At 45.1% G+C, this 18,732-nt stretch carries 18 protein-coding genes; 6 read left to right on the forward strand and 12 right to left on the reverse strand.

All coding sequences use genetic code 11. The annotated features are described in order from the left end of the window. Window positions 1-31 precede the first annotated feature (31 nt). Window positions 32-847 (forward strand): class I SAM-dependent methyltransferase, encoded by an 816-nt coding sequence (locus C9I98_RS19835; protein WP_036824871.1) that lies wholly within the window; start codon window positions 32-34, stop codon window positions 845-847. After that, window positions 840-1,163 (forward strand): cupin domain-containing protein, encoded by a 324-nt coding sequence (locus C9I98_RS19840; protein ID WP_036824874.1) that lies wholly within the window; start codon window positions 840-842, stop codon window positions 1,161-1,163. Before C9I98_RS19835 ends, C9I98_RS19840 begins: the two co-directional genes overlap by 8 nt. A gap of 104 nt (window positions 1,164-1,267) precedes the next feature. Here C9I98_RS19840 and C9I98_RS19845 read toward each other — a convergent pair whose 3' ends face one another. From C9I98_RS19845 to C9I98_RS19885, 9 genes are all read right to left on the reverse strand, one after another. Then, window positions 1,268-2,212: an RDD family protein gene (locus C9I98_RS19845; protein ID WP_158262701.1), complete on the reverse strand. Its 945-nt coding sequence runs from the start codon at window positions 2,210-2,212 to the stop codon at window positions 1,268-1,270. A gap of 629 nt (window positions 2,213-2,841) precedes the next feature. Next, on the reverse strand, window positions 2,842-3,381 hold the full coding sequence (locus tag C9I98_RS19850; protein ID WP_036827639.1) for a hypothetical protein: 540 nt from the start codon (window positions 3,379-3,381) through the stop codon (window positions 2,842-2,844). A 437-nt stretch (window positions 3,382-3,818) separates the two neighbouring features. Continuing rightward, entirely contained in the window at window positions 3,819-4,250 is a 432-nt protein-coding gene (locus C9I98_RS19855; RefSeq protein ID WP_107272397.1) for a GNAT family N-acetyltransferase, read from the reverse strand. Window positions 4,251-5,143: 893 nt separating this feature from the next. Next, window positions 5,144-5,497: a tRNA-binding protein gene (locus C9I98_RS19860; protein WP_036823185.1), complete on the reverse strand. Its 354-nt coding sequence runs from the start codon at window positions 5,495-5,497 to the stop codon at window positions 5,144-5,146. An 84-nt stretch (window positions 5,498-5,581) separates the two neighbouring features. Further along, window positions 5,582-6,775 carry a hypothetical protein gene (locus C9I98_RS19865; protein ID WP_036823182.1) on the reverse strand — a complete coding sequence of 398 codons (1,194 nt, stop codon included), beginning with the start codon at window positions 6,773-6,775 and terminating at the stop codon, window positions 5,582-5,584. After that, window positions 6,772-7,455: an ABC transporter ATP-binding protein gene (locus C9I98_RS19870; RefSeq protein WP_036823179.1), complete on the reverse strand. Its 684-nt coding sequence runs from the start codon at window positions 7,453-7,455 to the stop codon at window positions 6,772-6,774. Before C9I98_RS19870 ends, C9I98_RS19865 begins: the two co-directional genes overlap by 4 nt. 23 nt (window positions 7,456-7,478) lie before the next feature. Continuing rightward, a complete protein-coding gene (locus C9I98_RS19875) occupies window positions 7,479-8,696 on the reverse strand; it encodes an ABC transporter permease (protein WP_107272398.1) in 1,218 nt (405 codons plus the stop codon). Next, window positions 8,686-9,915, reverse strand: a complete 1,230-nt coding sequence (locus C9I98_RS19880; protein WP_107272399.1) for an ABC transporter permease — start codon at window positions 9,913-9,915, stop codon at window positions 8,686-8,688. The genes C9I98_RS19875 and C9I98_RS19880 overlap by 11 nt, the downstream gene beginning before the upstream one ends. A 26-nt stretch (window positions 9,916-9,941) precedes the next feature. Continuing rightward, window positions 9,942-10,697 (reverse strand): outer membrane lipoprotein-sorting protein, encoded by a 756-nt coding sequence (locus C9I98_RS19885; protein WP_211318342.1) that lies wholly within the window; start codon window positions 10,695-10,697, stop codon window positions 9,942-9,944. Window positions 10,698-10,999: 302 nt separating this feature from the next. Here C9I98_RS19885 and C9I98_RS19890 point away from each other — a divergent pair, with 302 nt between their 5' ends. Both C9I98_RS19890 and C9I98_RS19895 read left to right on the forward strand, forming a co-directional pair. Further along, on the forward strand, window positions 11,000-11,827 hold the full coding sequence (locus tag C9I98_RS19890; RefSeq protein ID WP_146153893.1) for a hypothetical protein: 828 nt from the start codon (window positions 11,000-11,002) through the stop codon (window positions 11,825-11,827). A gap of 107 nt (window positions 11,828-11,934) precedes the next feature. Beyond that, window positions 11,935-12,246 carry a hypothetical protein gene (locus C9I98_RS19895; RefSeq protein WP_036821816.1) on the forward strand — a complete coding sequence of 104 codons (312 nt, stop codon included), beginning with the start codon at window positions 11,935-11,937 and terminating at the stop codon, window positions 12,244-12,246. A gap of 68 nt (window positions 12,247-12,314) precedes the next feature. On the opposite strand, the gene C9I98_RS19900 is transcribed toward C9I98_RS19895, so the two are convergent. Next, window positions 12,315-13,232: a LysR family transcriptional regulator gene (locus C9I98_RS19900; RefSeq protein ID WP_036821813.1), complete on the reverse strand. Its 918-nt coding sequence runs from the start codon at window positions 13,230-13,232 to the stop codon at window positions 12,315-12,317. A 284-nt stretch (window positions 13,233-13,516) separates the two neighbouring features. On the opposite strand from C9I98_RS19900, the gene C9I98_RS19905 reads away from it, so the two are divergent. After that, on the forward strand, window positions 13,517-14,884 hold the full coding sequence (locus C9I98_RS19905) for a serine hydrolase domain-containing protein (protein WP_036816476.1): 1,368 nt from the start codon (window positions 13,517-13,519) through the stop codon (window positions 14,882-14,884). A 108-nt stretch (window positions 14,885-14,992) separates the two neighbouring features. On the opposite strand, the gene udp is transcribed toward C9I98_RS19905, so the two are convergent. Next, window positions 14,993-15,760: a uridine phosphorylase gene (gene udp / locus C9I98_RS19910; protein WP_036816474.1), complete on the reverse strand. Its 768-nt coding sequence runs from the start codon at window positions 15,758-15,760 to the stop codon at window positions 14,993-14,995. 344 nt (window positions 15,761-16,104) lie between these two features. After that, complete coding sequence (locus tag C9I98_RS19915) at window positions 16,105-18,420, reverse strand: zinc/cadmium/mercury/lead-transporting ATPase (protein ID WP_245907202.1); 2,316 nt, start codon at window positions 18,418-18,420, stop codon at window positions 16,105-16,107. On the opposite strand from C9I98_RS19915, the gene C9I98_RS26915 reads away from it, so the two are divergent. Beyond that, the gene (locus C9I98_RS26915; protein WP_245907203.1) at window positions 18,419-18,556 is read left to right on the forward strand and encodes a hypothetical protein; all 138 of its coding nucleotides are present in this window, start codon (window positions 18,419-18,421) and stop codon (window positions 18,554-18,556) included. The two genes, C9I98_RS19915 and C9I98_RS26915, sit on opposite strands and share 2 nt — an antisense overlap. The last annotated feature ends 176 nt before the right edge of the window (window positions 18,557-18,732 follow it).

The raw sequence follows: 18,732 nt of genomic DNA on the forward strand, positions 1-18,732 counted from the left end.
TTCCAGTCGCTCTTTTTGCCTAGGAGGCTATATGTCTAAGAAAGTTCAGATGCCAAGCGAAAACAGGGAGATATCTAAAACACCAGGCCACTGGGTTTTGGCTCAACTCGGAAAAAGAGTACTCCGTCCTGGTGGCAAAGAGCTCACACAAAAAATGCTGGCTGGACTCAATATTACTTCTACAGATAGCGTCGTCGAGTTTGCACCTGGTATGGGCTACACTGCACGCCTGTGTCTACAGCAATCTCCAAAACATTACACCGCTATAGAACAAAACGAGCAAGCGGCAGAAATAGTGCGTTCCTACCTCGATGGAATAAATCAGCAGTGCCAAATTGGTAATGCTCAAAATACAGGCTTAGAAAGCAATACCGCTTCGGTGGTGTATGGCGAGGCAATGTTAACTATGCAATCCGACGCCCGCAAAAGCGAAATCATTGCTGAAGCTGCACGAATACTCTCGGCTGGAGGCCGGTACGGTATTCATGAGCTCTGTGTGACGCCTGATGAAATCGACGATACAAAAAAACGGACTATTCAAAAAGAAATAACGGAGACTATCCAGCATCCAGCAAAACCCATTACCCCTCAAGAATGGAAACAACTAATGGAAAACAATGGCTTTGAAATTGAATATGAAGCCGTCTCTCCGATGCACCTGCTTGAGCCCAAACGAATGATCGATGACGAAGGTCTATTAGGATTTTTGACTATCGCCAAGAATATTTTGACTAAGCCTGCTGCCAGAAAGCGGGTTTTAGGCATGCGCCGCGTATTTCGTAAACACCACACAAACCTCTCAGCCATTACTTTGGTCGCTAAGAAAAAGGAAACAAACGATGTTTGAATACACACTTTATGAAGATCTCGCCAATGAGGTAGACATTCCTAAGGCAGGCATCACCAGCTGCCCTGTTTACAAAAGCGAGCGACTGCGAGGCGTTATATTCGGGTTTGCAAGTAATGAGGAAATGACTGAGCATACCGCTTCGGTACCGGCCATTGCGCAGGTACTAGAAGGCGAATGTACCTTCACCTTAAATCAAGAACCCAAAACACTAAAGACGGGCGCATGGGTTCATATGGACGCCCACCTACCACACAGCATTATTGCGAAAACACCGTTGAAGCTCATGTTATATCTTCTACGAGAGCCTAAATAACCGCTACATGATAATTCTTTCCCAAGCTGAATTGTCAGCTTGGGACACTCACTATAATAACTCTTTAACCGCAGCATTAAACTAGAAACACTATCGCGCTTATTTTATTCTATTCGCATTAAGTCCAATGGCTTAAATTGATGAGTATAACTAGACCACATTGACCATATTCCTAAGTTGTAGCCATATACAAGTGTTACATTTACTACTTGCTTACTTGTCGAGTGATGATAATTACTGATCACAATTTCACCTAACTCTTGGGCCACAATGACATCATCAACATTATTGCTATTCAAAACTGCCTGTATATTCACATAGGTTGTGGTTTTACTTCTACCATCAACCCCATGGAAGTTATACTCACCAACAGTTACATTTGAATCATTAACATTCTTAAGTTCTTTGAGCTTTTTGCTAACAGCAACCAATTCGGAATAATCATTATTTACATTTGATTTTGCTATAAAATATGGTGCAACAAGCGACACTAAAAGTATACATCCTACTATGTATAAGTGAGGTTTCCAAACAGCACCTGTTACTGGGTGACTAGAAGCCTCCTTAACAACATATGTCCCTACAAGCAAATCATGCAATGTTTGCCGGGTAGATCTATTGAAAAGAAATAGATATGCAATTGATATCAACCCACCAAAAATTAAAACGGACAGTGGATACATTAATAACCCAAACTGACCTTGATAATTCAAAGAGGTACCATTCAAATAAAACGGCATTGAAAAAACAACATTCCTTATAAAGGATCGAACCGGAGTGATTGGTTCATTATGTTCATCAACTACTCGTATCTTAAGTAATTTTTTTCCTAAGGTTTGCCCTTTATAAAGATTACTGTTCATTATTCCAAAATAAGTAATTGAAATAACAAATCCGATTAATCTTGCCCAATCCCCCATATTAACAAGTGTTTCTTCGAATAAAGCACCAATGAAATAACCTACAGAGCCAAGGATTAAACCATCAACAAACAAAGCAACTATACGTTGCCAAAACACAGCAGTGCACTTTTCTTCAACCTTTTCCATAGTAGTATTCATTCCTTTTATCGTCTCATTCATACGCTAGCCACAATCAATTCTCGTATATAACTTCATTAAATCAAATGTTTATTTACAAGTAGAAGAAAAATAATGACAGCCTTCAAATAATTGTCACTCCTCCAAAAAAAAAATCTACTTCACAAATTTTGTGCTGAGCCTTAAACATGACTTTTCAGCCTTGATAAATACAATCATCAATTACCGACCAACACAGTGACATAATTAGCGTTTAGAAATGCTTGATTCCTCTTACTGATGATAACAAAGCCCGTATTGAGCCAGAGATTTCCTGGTCAACCAAAACGAGCAAGTACAAACCGTCAATGAGGAGTATCCAAATGGCTTCACCCCCAACTTACTGGCTAATCAACTACTTGACTCGTCGTGGTATACATTTCCATGGATGAGGCCATTATTACTGGATCGTACTGCGGTATCGTAGAAGTCGATTTTATACTCCAACAACCATTAGCTATAACGATATTGGTGACTATCAGGTGACATTTAGCGAAAAATCCTAAAAGCGTTTTCTTGTGAGAATTACCTCAAATTGTTTGTTGACTACATTTTGTAAAGCCCTCTAATAGGGCTTTACAAAACGACAACTATATGCTTTATCTTCGCCCATTACGTTCTAATACTTTCAACAAGTTATTTACTGGTTTTGAATCATGCATTTCAAAGCTTCTTTCAGTAGGGTTCTCGCTGTGATAAATTTTAAAACGACTTCGCTTCATCACAGCCTTTATAGCTGCAACTCCATCACGGTTAGCTTTGGCAACGATTTTAAAGTCTTGATCAGATATCCTTAAACCACCATCACCATTGAATGGCTTAAATATATTGGAGCATGGTACACGAGTGCTGCCTTTCCAGTTAACATCAATAGCGCAGCTAGGTGTTTTTTTAGATTTTGGAATAACATTTGGTGTCTCTACTAAATATACTTGTTCACCTTGATTAGGAGTTTTTCTATAAAAAATAAGATACTTAGCATCATTTGTTTCAGCATATGAGTGGGCAAATATAGTCTGTCCTTGAGTAAAAACTGCATGAATCGACTGAGAAAAAGAAGGTAACATATCTGGAGCTATTTTTAGTGAAAACGCAGGGAAAGAAAAGAGCATTAATATAAAGGCGACTAGTTTAGTCATAACTTATCCTCGTAAAAATTAAATTCTTGTTAGCATTTCATGCTAACCACACAAGAACCAAGTCATATAAAGTATCATTCATTAGATGCATAACGTATTAAGCAAAAAGTCAGCCAAAACCAAAAAAACATTTAAATCAAATACTTGAAGCTGAAGCTAAAAAGTCACCAAATAAAAACGTATAATAAGAATACAGTTAAAGCATAGATAAATATAAAACTTAATAGCGAAAAAGCTTACTTATCAAAAACCTAGTAAGAATAATGTAAAAACATTGTAAGATATTAATTGTAAAAAAACTGACAGTACAATTGATTAATGTTATTAACAGTTTAGCCGATTAAAAATTCACTTATAAATGGACTATTAGTTCATAGAACAAAGCTCCCCAAAGAGACCATTGAGCATCTTTTCAACATGTCGCACAAAGAGCTTTTTCATTTCAGTCGAAGACTCATAACACTTTGATTTGTTTGAGTGTCAATCTCAACTAAAGTCCAACCGATTGAAAAATAGAGTGCAGGTACATTGGTATATACATATAAATGACTCTGTTCTTTATCAGGCACATTTTTAGTACCTATCTTGATGAGCTCTCTCGCAATCCCCCTTCTTCGCCATGCAGGGATAACACTTAATGCATTTATCCATATAACTTTATTTTCTATATTTGGCTCTTTAAAGCGGGTAAACGCCAGCGCACCGATAACCTTACCATCGGCTAACGCGACTATTACCGGAGGTAACCCAGAAAAATTAGAGTAAGTATCATCAAGGTTAAAACCATTCCACTCAGCTTGAAATATAAGATTAACCTCTCGCCACTGGTCAGAGCCCAGATCACAAGGTTGGTATATAACCTTCGTCATTTATTAAATTTCTCCTTCCTACCATTAGGCATCCCTTAAAAAAATAATTTAAATATCGCCTAAAATTCTAGCCATTAATTTGGAAAATCTCATCCTATTTTAAACCTTAACAACTAATTTCTCTCATAGACTAAACAAGGCGTATCAACTTCCAGCAAGTTTTATCATGTCAATTTTTAATGAACAATATGTAACGCAATCACTAATACCATATGATAACAATAAAATAGTCTTAATAAATCAGAATGATAGCCTATCACTACGTGTTCGACCTGAAACACCATGTTAACAACCACTCTTCCAGAAAACTTACTGTCATTGACCATTAGAGAAAATGAGTAGTTATTTTAGTCCAACTAATTGCTTATTAAAGATAAATGTAAGGAAATATAAATACACTTTCCTCTGCCAACGGATAATAATACAGGCACTTTTCCCCATTGTTTTTGTTTTGTATGCTGACAATATTACGTGTTACATCATCTGCAGTAAGGAAATATATGAGATGGGAACGAGATGAAAAGAGGGTTGTTAAAAGGTTTGATAAGGCAATAGAAAAGACTGGATATTTATCTCTGTGCTCAATAATCGAAAGCCAGTATTATTTTCCACGAACCTATCCGCTTGAATTAATTAAACAACCAGAGCGTATAGAAGTAAACCGATCCTATCGCCCTTTACAACCGCAACAATACAAAATTGCAAATTACCGACGCCAGCACGACTGTAACTTGATCACAGTCCCCTCTTTACATTTACTTGCTCGGCAAAGTCACTATTGAGATAACAGACGTTAACTACAGAGTTGGCCATTTAAATTGATAAATCTTATTTTGACGCTTCAAGTAGTTTCACTTGAAGCTGTCATATAATTTTCAGTTAGAAAGGGCTTATTACCCCGCACGGCTACCATTTGGGATTGGGGTTTCTGGCATTGCCAAGCAAGGTGTCAGTTTATCTGCATAGCCAATATCAAATAGCATGCCTTGGGATACCTCACCCGCCATTTTCTGCTCAGGTAAGTTCACCACAAATAGCGCCTGCTTACCTTCAATTTCATAGGGGTTTTCACGCTCTTGCTTAATGCCAGCGAGGATTGAGCGTTCATGATCCCCAAAGTCCACAGTGAGCTTCATCAGCTTTTTTGACTTTGCCACTTCTGCTACTGAAGTGATTGTCCCAACTCGAATATCTAGCTTTTCGAAATCATCAAAAGTGATCAGTTCTTTAATCGGTGCTGGTTGCATTGCACTCTCCTTTTTTTAAACCACAAGACTGTTTCTCGCAAATACTTGCTACTTATTACTACAGGATATCAGATACTTATCTAGCTAAAAACTCCACCTAACCTGTCCAAATACAAGGGTGCTGGCAGTGTCACCAAACAAGCTATCGCGACTGCCGTCAAAGCGTTGGATAACACCTAACAGTTGCCAATCATCTGCTAGCGAGTAGCTATTGCTGGCCCCAACGAAGAATGAGCCATCGTCATAATATGTGGCTGACAAGGTTAAGCGGCTCAGTGGCGAGATATCAAAACTGGCATCAGCATACCCCGTCCAGTTGGTGAAACTTAGCGTTCTTGCCGATAGGGGTAAATTTAAGAAGGCGACGGCATTGGCTGGATCCTGTGGGTTTGAAATATGCAGCACCGATGCCCTCGCCATCAAGTTACGGCGACCGCCAAAGCTATAATCAACCTCCACGGTGGCGACGCTACTTGCTTCTAGAGGCTCGCCTTGCCAAGTGTCTTCCGTCGGCTCAAACCAACTCCACTCACCGCGCACACCCGCCCCTTTGATATCGCCAGCAAAGCCAACGCCGATAATATGATCCAGCCGTGCCTTCCCCAGTAGCAGTTGATAGTCCCAACCTTGATGGTTGAACAAGTAACGCCCTGCATAACTGGTTAAATCGCTATCTGAGTTTGGGTTGAAAACCACGTCTAAGCTGCTGGCAAAGCCTAGTTTGCGGCTGACCATTACCGCATCGCTACCGGAGCGCTCTTCGTAGTCAAAGTCGTAGATGGAATAAGAATTGAAGATGTCATTAGGGTTCCACAAGGTCGACATCGCCCAGTTAATCCGAAAACGACCACCACGAAGTTGCCAATCGTCTTTTTGCCAATCCAAATACAAGCGGTCAAACTGGGTATTGCCTACCACCCCTTTTTTATCTAGCCAGTTTTTAGAAAGGTCCATATAGCCAGTGTCTATGGCAATAAGATCACCGTAACCCGGTGTTTCTGCTGTATCGCCAAACAGTAGCCGGTTACGCATGCCTGCATTAAAACGAAGGTGATCATTGAAGCGATATTCGAAGTTGAAGCGTTGGTGGATCAGGTGATCCAGCCCATTGCTTTGCTCATCAGGCAACACGGCTGTCGCCATGTACTTCACATAACCGTTAAGATCCCAAGCTTTCTCTGGTGCTAGTCCTGGGATTTCGGCTGCTGCCACGGACGAGAAAGACCCTACTTGAAGCGCAACCGACAATGCAGCAATGCCTAGCCCAGCTCGCGTCATTGGCGACGATCCTCTTTCAACTGCCCATCTTCAAACACGATCACTCGCTTGGCACGCTTGATCACCCTGGGATCATGGGTGGAAAAGATAAAGGTCGTCCCCTCTTTCTCATTGAGTTGCTGCATGATATCAAGCAGCTCGGCAGTACTGTTGGCATCAAGATTAGCGGTGGGTTCATCGGCCATCACAAAGCGGGGGCGCGGTGCGAGCGCACGGGCTACCGCAACACGCTGCTGCTGGCCACCAGAGAGTTTAGCTGGTCGTTTGTGCTTTTGACTTTCCAATCCCACTTCATCAAGCAAATCACTGGCCCGCTGCCGACATGTTGCTTCATCATGGCCTTGCAACTGCATGACAAATTCGACGTTCTCTAAAGCCGTTAGTACCGGCAACAAGCTGTAATCTTGAAAGATGAATCCGATGTGATCGCGGCGAAAGGCAATCAAGGATTTCTCGTCCAATGTGCAAATATCACAGTCATCAATCTGCACCGAGCCCGATGTTGGCTTATCGATCCCGCCTACCATATTTAGCAAGGTCGTTTTTCCCGATCCAGAAGGCCCCATCACGGCCACAAACTCCCCTTGCTCAATGGTCAAATCCAAATCTTTCACAGCATGAACAGGAAAATCACTCTCTGGGTTATAGGTTTTTCTTAATTGGTTAATTTGAATCGTCATCGCCGCCTCTATTTAAGAAATAGTTAGTGCTTTTCCGCCATGGCTTCTGCCGGGTGTTGTTTCAGGATTTGCCTTGCCGGATAGAGCGCCGCAAGCATGCTCGCGACGACCACAGTGACAAATATCATCAGGTATTCATTAGCCGAAACTCTTGGGTAGAGAATCGTATCAACACCAAAAGCGCCCAGTCCCTCTGCCATCAAGCCGAGGGATATACCGGTGTTGCCCAACACAGCAATGGTAACCATGCTGACAATCAGCCCCAGCACAGCACCGGTTATTCCCAATAAAGCGGTTTCCAACAGGATCAAAGTAAAAATCCGGTGCTTCTGCATACCGACGGCCATCAATACCCCAAATTCTCGGGTACGCTCAAACACCGACATCAGCATGATATTGACGATGCCAAAACCCATCGCCAATACGAAAATGCCTAGCATAATGGCGTTACTGGTCCCCTGCTGATTGATGATCGACGCCAGCATAGGTTGAACAACTTTCCAATCGCGCGCTGTATTGTCTGACGATATCGCTGCCTGAAGGTGTTTAGCCGTTTGTGCTGCGGCATCATCACTCTCGAGCAATATCGCAATTTCATGGGCGCCTTCAATGCCCGCCAACGCCATTAAATCACCACGCCGAACATAGACATTACTATCATCGAAACTGGTTGACGGGGTTTTGAAAATACCGCGAACCCGAAATACTGCGCCACTAACATCACCATTTGCATCGGTGAACGTCAGCACCACTTTAGAGCCTACTCTAAGCTTTAACCGACCAGCCGTTTTTTCAGAGACCAATACCGGATTGCGGCCTTGTTCATCGAGCCATTCGCCTTGTTGGATACTGCTAGCTATGGGGGCCACACTGGCTTCGCCATTAATATCAATCCCATTCATTCGTACACCACGGGTGCTTCGAGCAGAGGCTATCATGCCATCGGCAATAAACCGGGAAGAGCTGCCCTTCAGATTGGGAAGTTGCTTAATGGCTGCTTCTATCTCAGGTAAGTCGACAACGGTGTTTTTGATATCAGGATCGTCAAGGTAGGCTTGATGGTGAATTTGAATATGGCTGGTTTGCCAAGCAATCGCGTTTTGGATCATGTTGCCATACAGCCCAGAGATAAAACCGATGATCCCCACCACCCCGAATAGGCCGAAGACCATGGCCCCAAGCATAATCCCGGTGCGTAATTTGTTGCGCCATAAGTTACGCCACGCCAGTTTAATCAGCATGTGTCCCTCCCTTTAGCGCACCGACCAATTCAAGGCGCTGTATTCGCCACATTGGGTACAGCAGGCAAACCACCAGCAATGCCAGTACTATCATCACTTGGTTCACCATTAACTGTGGGTCGAGTGCGATTGGCAAGATAGGCTCCCAGCCCATCTCGATGATCATTTCCGCCGTCTCCCCCGTGAGCTCTATCGGGTTGGCATAGAACCAAAGCAAGAATGGCAAGGTGATAATAAAGCCTAGCGCAACACCAAGCACACCTATCAAGGAAGACTCAATAGCGACCAAGGCCAGCAACTTGCGCCGTAACATGCCCGTTGCCAGCATCACGCCAAATTCACGCTGGCGCTCAAGGGTCATCATCAGCAAGGTGGCAAACACACCAAAGCCGACGATACCGTAGAGCAAGTACATGATGACGATCCCCCCGGCCTTATCCATCAACATTTGCTGCGCCATTTCCGGCGAGAGATCTTGCCAATCGCGCACCAGGGCTTTGCCATGGTAAGCCGCCTCCAGTTCGTTGAGTGTGTTAGGCAGCTGGCTGAGATCATGGGTATCCATTACCCACGCCGTGACCTGATCGCCTGTGCTATACAAGCTTTGTGCTAATTGAATGGGCAAGTAAACCAGCTGGTTGTCCAACTGCGACACCGGAAAATCCAGTATGCCCTTCACGGTATATAGTCCCGCCGCCGTTTGCCCACGGTAACCTTGGCCATAGAGCACCAGCTCATCACCGACAGTAATATCAAAATACCGCGCCAGCCCTTCGCCTATGAGCACCTGCTCGTCAGTCGCCGCTAAAAACTCCCCTGTGATGAGTTTGCCTGAAATACTTGAGTATTCATCCTCAAGCTCGGGATCAACCCCCAATACCATCACCCCTTTGGATTTGTCACCATGGGCACCAAGGGCAAAAGACTCAATACGCGGCAATACCCGCTCGATATTGGGGTTGCCATACATTGCCTCGGTGAAGTCCGGCGTCATCGGCAGCAGATCATCAATACTCTGACTTTCACTGAATTCTGGGTGTTGCAACTGAACTAACCCAGTATAAAACCGTGCCGCATTTTCAATGTTATTGGCATAGGTGCCCTCTTGCAGACTTCGCATAAACAACGATAACGCCAAAGCCAGCGCCAGGGCGGAAGCCGTCAGCAAGGTTCGCCGTTTCTGCCGCCACAGGTTGCGCCACGCCAGTTTAATCAACATAACTCATCCTTGTTTACGACGTTGAATCAGTCACGTAATGCCTTCATTTGGCTTTGCGAGAAGAAGCTATCTTTAATGGCAAAGTCGAACTGCGCTTGATGGGTAATGATCTCTGTTTTGTTGCCCGGCTTATCTGCTGGGATCATTTGCATTCGCGAAGCCACTTGCCTACCGCCCATTGGCTTGATATCGAACGTTTGCATGGTGTTCACCAACTCATCGAACTCATCATAGAATTCCACTTTGCGCTGGAGGTAATTGCTGGTAGAGATCCAAAGCCTAACCTTACTCCATACAACAGGTGCATTGGGTTTGGCCGTGGCATCAATGACCCATGTCTGCTCGCCATCGAAAATCGCTTGCTCGACCATGCTGTGGGTGTAATCGACCACGATAGAAGACTGGTTGATAAGGTCGTCGTTAGTAAAATCTGAACCCATCCATGACTGGCCGAGCATCGACGGCGCGATTTTGATCACCCGCTCAATACTCGGTAACCAGTTCCACATTTCGCGGTAACGTTTTAGCGATGCGCTGCCTTTGTCTTTAGCAGGGGCTGTCACCAACACCAAAGATAGCTCTTGCCCTTTGGTCCATGACTTCATGCTCATGGTGCGAGTCCAATCGGGACGAATAATGCGCATCGTCGCTTCGGTATAGCTGGAGTCACCACGCATTTGCGCATCGGATTTTCTTATGATTTCGCTTGCAGACTCAGCATTCGCCAAGCTGGTATGGAGTCCGGAAAAAATGAGAAGCGACAATACCAGCATCCGCTTCATTCCTAACAATACTTGCATGTTATCCACCTACTTCCGCCTAATCGCCTCACAATAGTGAGCGTTCGCAGATTTCATCTATCACAAATTGATGCACTACTCGCTAGCAAACCAAGCATGCAATCGTTCATCCTCAATTAATGGCATGGTGCCTTCTGCTGTTCAAGAAATTGCTCTTCGTTAACCAATTAATTTTCTAATAAGTCTAGCAAGATCAACATATTGACGATAGTTATGCATTCTGTAAAACTATTAAATAAGTTATATCTAACAATTGGCAGGAAATGCCAGATAAGAAAACAATAATGGAAAAAACAAAACAAGCTGCTCCCAACGAGCTGAAATATGAAGAGACTTACGCTGCACAATTTTGTGGCTTTTCACTAAAAAATGTCATCTTTGGCACGCCCTTGGTGATGGCACTCTTCGCTGCGACCCCGGCCGTTCTTGCTCTCTCCCACAGTGAAGGTGAAAAAAAGTTAGCTCCCCTGAACATCGTTGAAGGCTTTAGCAATGAGAATATATTCCTACTAGGGATGATTCTGCTAAGTTTTCTTTTCATGCTAAATGCTATATATAGTGAAGTGTTAGGCTTACCTTTTAGGAAGAGCCAAACTTCCGGCCAAACATTAGAGCAAGACCAAAACATTTACACTTTGCTGGACTATTACACGCTCAAGCCAGTTCGCTTTAACAAGGATGCTTGGTCAAAGCTTTGTGGTTTTCTTTACAGCTTGCCTTCATTGTTAATGGAGACTACATCCTCACTCGTACTAGGATGCATGATCTTTTATTCGCTAGATAATCCTTCAGGCAACGGCTTCAATCTAATACTTGTTGTTATTTCCGTACTTTTCTACGGGGTAGCAACCAAATACCTATATAGTTTCAGTAACTTCCAACGCAGACGTTCGCACAACAAACACAAGAAAATCGTCATTTTTTTCGCCCTGTTCACTGGCTCTCTTTTTCTGGTCTACGCACTGAAACTAATGAACATCAATGAAATTACCAGCAGCGAACTGAAAGTGCATCAGCAAACATTCCTTGCTCTGTTCATAGGGCTCGGCATCGCTCACACCTTCTTGGTCGGCTTGTTTTCCTACAATTTGGAGAATCAAAACGAGCAATAAGCAACTGCATCTTGAGATCGGGGCAAATGTCTCGAAGCTAAACTGCGTTATCTATACTGAAACAGACGCAATCCCAATCTCAGAGTCAGTTGTTTTGAGAGGTTTACATGACATTCAAACAAGCAAGTATCGCGGTGTTAATGCTATCAGCCAGTAGCCTTAGTTGGGCTGATATTCGTATTATCGACACCCAGTCAGGAAGTTGGGTGAAAGTGACTGAACAAGGTAAGCCCGCTGCCAATGCCAGAGTGAGCGTCAGCAACCCTGCTAACCGGGGAAAGGTTTACAAGACCAACGAACATGGCGAGGTATTCATCCCGCTTTATACCCGCCATTCCAGTACGCTGACCTACTCTATTCTCACCGAAGAGTGGAATGAATATAGCAAGCGCAGCCTTCACACCGATAGCTTCGACTAACAGATCCGCTCTCCATTCAAATCGAACCCATACAGCTTTATCTCACTGTCTGGGTTCTTTTCTCTATGCTATTCCTGCTTATTCAATTGATAAATTTCATTACGGCTGTTCATAAAGCTATTGCTGATGAAAGTTTTCAGGTGAGACAACCTATGATCATGCTTGCTCCACAAAGCAAAAGGGATACGGAAGTCATCTTTCAAATGGGTAATATCAAACATCTGGATATTCGAATAATTCCGATGAAGGTAATAAATCACGGTTTTAGGCAATATCCCCCAGCCAAGGCCATCGTCAATCAGCTGGATCATCAACTCTAGGTCATTGATCACTTCATACTTGGCAGACAACAGCAGCTTGTTGGTCATAGGGCCGTCAAGATGCTCCTTGTACACCAACTGGCGCATCGTTTTTAACGTATCCAAGCGTTGCTCGGGGGCAATCGACGCAAGATCGTGCCCTTTCGCAGCCATCACCGCAAAATTAATGTGAGTCAGAAAAACACTCTCGATTCGGCTAATGGCATCCCTTTCATCCACATCGACTATGGCAAATTGCAATCGGTCTTGCTCCAATGACTTGGCTATCTCATTCTTATCTAAGCGTTCAAAGTTAACGCTAAGTTCCGGAAAATCACGGGCGAGGTTTCGACGCAAGTCGGAAAGTACTATCTTGGGCAAAATGCCGCTATAACCGATATTTATAGAGTTAAGCTTGGAGAAGTTTAGCGAGCGGGCGACATGCTCGAACGATCTGGCTTGCTCGACAGTTTGCTTGGCGTAATAGTACAAGTGCGTAGCTTGCTCGGTTGGAATGAGTTTGCGACCGTCCCTTTCAAACAGTTTCAACTCTAGGGTGTCTTCCAAAAAGCCGACAATTTGTGCCACCGAGGTACGGTGTTTATTGAGCCGTGCCGCAGCTGCACTGAACGCGTGTTCCTCGAACACAATGATAAATGTATTGAGTTGTTCAATTGTGACTTTCAACTGCTTGTTCCTGCTAGCAAACGTAAAAATAACCGATGAAAAGTGAGAACGTACTTTTAGTGTAAAATAGCGGTTTACGACCTGTCACTTCACTCTAATACCCAAGGTAGAATGTAAAAAATCATTTCATTGCTTCAAAGCCACATGCTGCGAGCTAAGCCAAACACCTTCCAGCCCTGACATTTGAATGGAAAATCCATTCAAAACCGAGATGCTACGCGCCCCTACTCTTCATAAGATTTCCCTGCACTTGTATTCATTATAAACACAGGATGATCCCTACAGTGAAAACTACTATCCTTGCCCTATTTACCGCATCCGTATTCGCGGGCTCAGCCTTTGCTGACGCGACAGATCCAGCAAAAGCTGTTGAAGCCGCACTGCAAAAAGAAGGAGCACAAGTAACCCTTCCCGTTTCAGCAGTAATTGATGGCTTCTCTGCTGATTTTGCCAAAGAAGCGAAAGCTTCATTTAACAACTTCCACTACCAAATGGGTGGCGACCACGCCCTGTACTACAACAGCCACCTAAACGAGATGACAGCGACGGCACAAGCCCGTCCAAATGAAAACTACAAGCCACTAGCACGTAACCTTGACCAACGTATCAACGACCTTAAAGTTGAAACCTCTAAAGGTGAGCTGTCGTTAACTGACTACATGGCGCACCCGCACTTCCGCCACCAAGCGATGGTAATGGTTCACAAAGGTAAGGTTGTCTACGAAGCTTACCCTGGTATGAAGCCAACAGATCAACACGTTTGGTTCTCTGCGGCAAAAACAACGGCAGGTATTTTGGCTGCTCAGCTTGTTGAAAGCGGCGAACTCGACATGGACAAAATGGTGTCAGCTTACATCCCTGAGCTAAAAGGCACCGTATGGGATGATGTTACGGTTGCTAGCGTTGTAAACATGACGACAGGCCTGGATAACGAAGAAACGCTAGAGTCGATCATGAACCCAGATTCAGCGGTTGTGCGTTACTTTGCTTCCATCCTAGGCTCACCTCGCGCGTCTACAGGTGAAATGGAAAACTGGCTAACCGATGTGAGCCGTGCTCAAACCAGGATTGAAGGTGAAGCACAAGGCGACGTTTTCCGCTACGCATCCATTAACACCAGCATCCTTGTTCAGCTTATCGAAAACGTGACGGGTAAAACATTCACCAAGACATTTGAAGATCAAGTTTGGGGCAAGATGTATGCACGCCAATCAGCAAACTTGGGTATCGCTGAAGATGGCCACGCGCTAGCTGTAGGCCTGCTACAAACAACACCAGAAGATATGGTGCGCTTTGCGACCCTATTTACGCCGAGCTGGAATGCGGTAGCAGAAGAGCAAGTTGTATCTCCTGAGCTGATCAAGCTTATCACCTCAAACCAAGATGCTGGTCGTTATGCTGAGTCAGCGAAACGCGCTTCATCACTGTCTTCATTTGGTGAGTACTCAGTAGGTAACGCTTTCCAATTCGACTTTATCTTCGAAGATGGTGCAATGGCGAAAAGTGGCAACCTAAACCAGATGATCTACATGGATCCTGAACGTGATTTTGCCGCCGTTGTCGTATCAACATCGCCTTACCACTCGGGTTACGGTGAAAGCAAGGCACCAACATTCATGCGTAAAGCAGCAAAAATGCTAGCTGGCGAATAATCATCGACTTGCTACATCAAGAAATAGAAAAGCCAGCCTAAATGACTTTAGGCTGGCTTTCTTGTATTCGCCGTTTGGTTAAATCAAACGAGTGAAATAATAACGCTGTTATTCAGCAAGCATCTTGCGTGCAGCTTCAACCACAACCTTGATAGAACGCGCTTCGGTTTCTTTTAGCGTCGCGTGATCTGGGATCTCTTTCTGAGTACGGTTGATAATTACTCCCGCAACACAACCCGCACGTAGACCAGAACTTGCACACATCGTTAGCAACGTTGCTGATTCCATTTCGAAGTTAAGCACGCCCATTTCCTGCCACTCTTTCATTGAGCCTTGGAAACGACGAACAACACGACCAGAGAACGTATCGTAACGCTCTTGACCTGGGTAGAAAGTATCGCTTGAAGCGGTTACACCTGTGTGTACCGTAGCGCCATCGTCATCACAAGCGGCTTTCATTGCCGTTGCAACCGCAAAGTCAGCAACAGCTGGGAATTCCATTGGGGCAAAGTGCAAGCTTGCGCCATCAAGGCGAACAGAGCCAGTAGAAACGATCATGTCGCCCACATTGATGTGCGGCTGAATAGCACCCGTTGTACCAACACGTAGGAAAGTGCGTACACCAAGCTGTGCTAGCTCTTCGACAGCAATCGACGTTGAAGGACCGCCAATACCCGTTGAACAAACAACAACAGATTTGCCATCTAGCTTGGCGCGGTACACAGTGTACTCACGAGAACTCGCTAGAAACTCTGGGTTATCCATTAGGTTAGCAATTTTTTCTACACGCGCTGGATCGCCAGGAATAATGGCTAGCTCAGCACCGTTAAGATCTGCTTTGTTCACACCAAGATGGAAAACTGCGTTGTCAGACATAATCATATCCTTTCATTCTAGATTGCCGCTTATCAGGGAAGCAAAGGCATGCGGCTACGTTTAGTTATTGTTTTGGAAGTACTCTTTGATGGTTTAATCAAAAAGCGCTCGCGAAACACCAAATAACGATAGCCCATAGAAATCGACATTTGAGTGATCAAAATCACATATACAGAAAAACAATTAATTTTACGTTACATATTTATGTGATTCAAATCACTATCAATCGTTTACCTATGCGAGTAATCACACTTTCCGCCAGCGAAGCTCAACGAACACGATCAAAAAAAGGCACCATTTTCATGATGCCTTTTCACTAGTTCTGCTAATTTATATCGCCAGAGTTAGTCGTTCGACTTGAATTTAAGTAGCCTTAGCGCATTCAGTGTCACTAGCGCTGTTGCCCCACTGTCAGCCAATACCGCCACCCACAAACCGGTAAAACCAAACAAGGTGGTGATCAAGAATACACCTTTCAACCCTAGTGCTAAACAAACATTCTGACGAATATTGGCGAGCGTTGCCTTCGACAAGGCGATCATCATTGGCAGTTCAGAGATACGGTTATGGGTCAGGGCTGCATCTGCAGTTTCCAGCGCAACATCGGTACCACCGCCCATGGCAATACCAATTGATGCCGTTTTCATTGCTGGCGCATCGTTAATGCCATCGCCCACCATCGCTACACGGGCTTTCTGGTTAGCCAGTTCGACTTCTTTTACCTTATCTTCTGGTAGAAGCCCGGCACTGAAATCAATGTCGATTTCTTTGGCAATCGCGGCAGCTGCACGTGGATTATCACCGGTCAGCATCACCGAATGGATGCCCATGGCTTTCAAGGCTTTTACCGCCTTTGCACTGTCTTCGCGCAAGTTATCGCGCCACGCAATCAAACCTACCGCTTGGCCATTCCTTATCGCAACAACCAGCGTCTTGCCCTCGCTTTCTAGTTGATGGGCTTGTTCTGTTTGCACCGATGTAAGTACCACACCTTGAGGCATACGATCAGCGGCAGCCAATACCAACAGGTCCCCTTCGGTAATACCTTGAATACCTCGCCCAGCCAAAGCTTCACGCTGCTCGGCCTCAGCGATTGTCAAACCTCGCGCTTCTGCCGCATTGATCACGGCCTTCGCCAATGGGTGAGCCGAGCCCATTTCTACCGCAGCCGACTGGCGCAGTAGCTTATCTTCATCCCCATCCCAGCTGACAATATCAGTCATCACGGGTTTGCCTTGGGTGAGGGTCCCGGTTTTATCAAAAGCGATAGTCTGGATATGGCCAAGCTCCTCAAGTGCGGCGCCGCCCTTAATCAAGGCACCACGGCGAGTCGCAGCCGCCAAACCTGATGTGATAGCAGCCGGAATTGAGATAACCAAGGCGCATGGGCAAGCAATCAGCAGTAGAGTCAAACCTTTGTACAACCACTCATCCCACGCCTGACCAAACAGCATTGGTGGGATCACCACAACGAGCGCGGCCAGTACAATCATGGCAGGGGTATACCAACGGCTAAAGCGGTCAACAAATCGCTCTAGCGGTGCTTTGCGAGACTCTGCATCTTCAATCAGGTGAAGGATGCGGTCGATAGCGTTTTCTCCCTGGGCCGACGTTACTTTCAGGCGGACAACTTTATCAGCCACCAGCGCGCCAGCCATCACTTGCTCGCCCGCGAGACGGTCTACGGGTACAGATTCCCCTGTCAGGGCGCTTTCATCAAAGCTGGCTGCGCTATCTAGTAACACAACATCGGCAGGCAAACGGCCACCCGGTGCCACTTCAATGACATCACCTTGTTTTAGCTCATCGGCGCCCACTTTCACTTTAGTACCATCGGGACGAATAACCGTTGCTTCTTCTGGTACCAATGCCATCAATGCTTTCACGCCGCTACGGGCTTTGGCTGATGCATAGCCTTCCAGCTGCTCACCAATCAAAAACAGTAACAGCACCATGGCCGCTTCTGCGGTTTCGCCCAAATATAGCGCACCAATCGCCGCTACACTCATCAGGGTTTCAATAGAGAAAGGCGAACCGCTTTTCGCCATCACCACTGCTTTACGTAAGATTGGGATCAAACCAAGAATGGTGGTAGCAGTAAATGCCGCCAAACCCAAGGTTTCAGATTGCTTGCTGAGAACAAAAGACACCAGCATCATAATCGCGATAAAGATCACCGGCAGGTTTTCTTTCAGCAGGCTCTTAGGCGCTTCTTCCTCACCCTTTTTAGTCGTCAACAGCGTGAAGCCGGTTTCTTTGGTTTTATTGATGATCTGCGCCGCCATTGAGTCTGACTCGCAATTCACCACCAGCTTTTCCGTTGCAAACATTACTTTCGCAGAAATAACCCCATCAAGCCCAGTAATCGCCTTCTCTAGCTTGCTAGCACAGCTCGGGCAGTCCATTCCCCCCACTTGCCAACTCATGGTGGTACTGTGGGTAGCAGACTTGTCCTGGCTTTTCTCAGTAACGTTATCGGCTATCGAAGTCGCGCTAGCGCTGTCGCCCGAACAAGTGCTCGATTCTGAACTCGATGAACAACACCCCGTCGATTCACAAGCGGTTTCAGCCGTAGGCGTTACTTCTGCGGAAGTAATTTTGGCAATCTTAAATCCTACTGGCTGACCGGAAGCAGGTTCATCGTCGGAGCCTATGTCCATGTCTTGTTTCGACGTGTTAGAGGAAGGGCTAGCTGAAGCCGTTGTTTGGCAACTGCCAGTTGAGCAGCAATCATCGGCTCGGTTGTTTTCAACCTGTACCGAAGTATTCCCTGCCATCGCAGGTTGTGCTGAATGAACGTGTAGCTTTTTATTGTTGCACTGGGCGCACATGGTGATTCTCCTTGTTTTAGGTACTGACACACATCGTCAATACCTAAAATATAAACCTTGGAGTCGGGTCTAAGGTCAAGGCGTGCATGACAATAATTTCTTTCTCACGATTAACCATTCACAATCCCTTTTTCTTTTCCG

The sequence above is a fragment of the Photobacterium sanctipauli genome, assembly GCF_003026495.1.
GTDB lineage: Bacteria > Pseudomonadota > Gammaproteobacteria > Enterobacterales > Vibrionaceae > Photobacterium > Photobacterium sanctipauli.

Bases quoted from the DNA above. Each gene is read 5' to 3' on its own strand.
- C9I98_RS19835 (WP_036824871.1), top strand. From the start codon at position 32: ATGTCTAAGAAAGTTCAGATGCCAAGCGAAAACAGGGAGATATCTAAA.
- C9I98_RS19840 (WP_036824874.1), top strand. From the start codon at position 840: ATGTTTGAATACACACTTTATGAAGATCTCGCCAATGAGGTAGACATT.
- C9I98_RS19845 (WP_158262701.1), bottom strand. From the start codon at position 2,212: ATGGAAAAGGTTGAAGAAAAGTGCACTGCTGTGTTTTGGCAACGTATA.
- C9I98_RS19850 (WP_036827639.1), bottom strand. From the start codon at position 3,381: ATGACTAAACTAGTCGCCTTTATATTAATGCTCTTTTCTTTCCCTGCG.
- C9I98_RS19855 (WP_107272397.1), bottom strand. From the start codon at position 4,250: ATGACGAAGGTTATATACCAACCTTGTGATCTGGGCTCTGACCAGTGG.
- C9I98_RS19860 (WP_036823185.1), bottom strand. From the start codon at position 5,497: ATGCAACCAGCACCGATTAAAGAACTGATCACTTTTGATGATTTCGAA.
- C9I98_RS19865 (WP_036823182.1), bottom strand. From the start codon at position 6,775: ATGACGCGAGCTGGGCTAGGCATTGCTGCATTGTCGGTTGCGCTTCAA.
- C9I98_RS19870 (WP_036823179.1), bottom strand. From the start codon at position 7,455: ATGACGATTCAAATTAACCAATTAAGAAAAACCTATAACCCAGAGAGT.
- C9I98_RS19875 (WP_107272398.1), bottom strand. From the start codon at position 8,696: ATGCTGATTAAACTGGCGTGGCGTAACTTATGGCGCAACAAATTACGC.
- C9I98_RS19880 (WP_107272399.1), bottom strand. From the start codon at position 9,915: ATGTTGATTAAACTGGCGTGGCGCAACCTGTGGCGGCAGAAACGGCGA.
- C9I98_RS19885 (WP_211318342.1), bottom strand. From the start codon at position 10,697: ATGAAGCGGATGCTGGTATTGTCGCTTCTCATTTTTTCCGGACTCCAT.
- C9I98_RS19890 (WP_146153893.1), top strand. From the start codon at position 11,000: ATGGAAAAAACAAAACAAGCTGCTCCCAACGAGCTGAAATATGAAGAG.
- C9I98_RS19895 (WP_036821816.1), top strand. From the start codon at position 11,935: ATGACATTCAAACAAGCAAGTATCGCGGTGTTAATGCTATCAGCCAGT.
- udp (WP_036816474.1), bottom strand. From the start codon at position 15,760: ATGTCTGACAACGCAGTTTTCCATCTTGGTGTGAACAAAGCAGATCTT.
- C9I98_RS26915 (WP_245907203.1), top strand. From the start codon at position 18,419: ATGTCTTGTTTCGACGTGTTAGAGGAAGGGCTAGCTGAAGCCGTTGTT.
- C9I98_RS19915 (WP_245907202.1), bottom strand. From the start codon at position 18,420: ATGGACATAGGCTCCGACGATGAACCTGCTTCCGGTCAGCCAGTAGGA.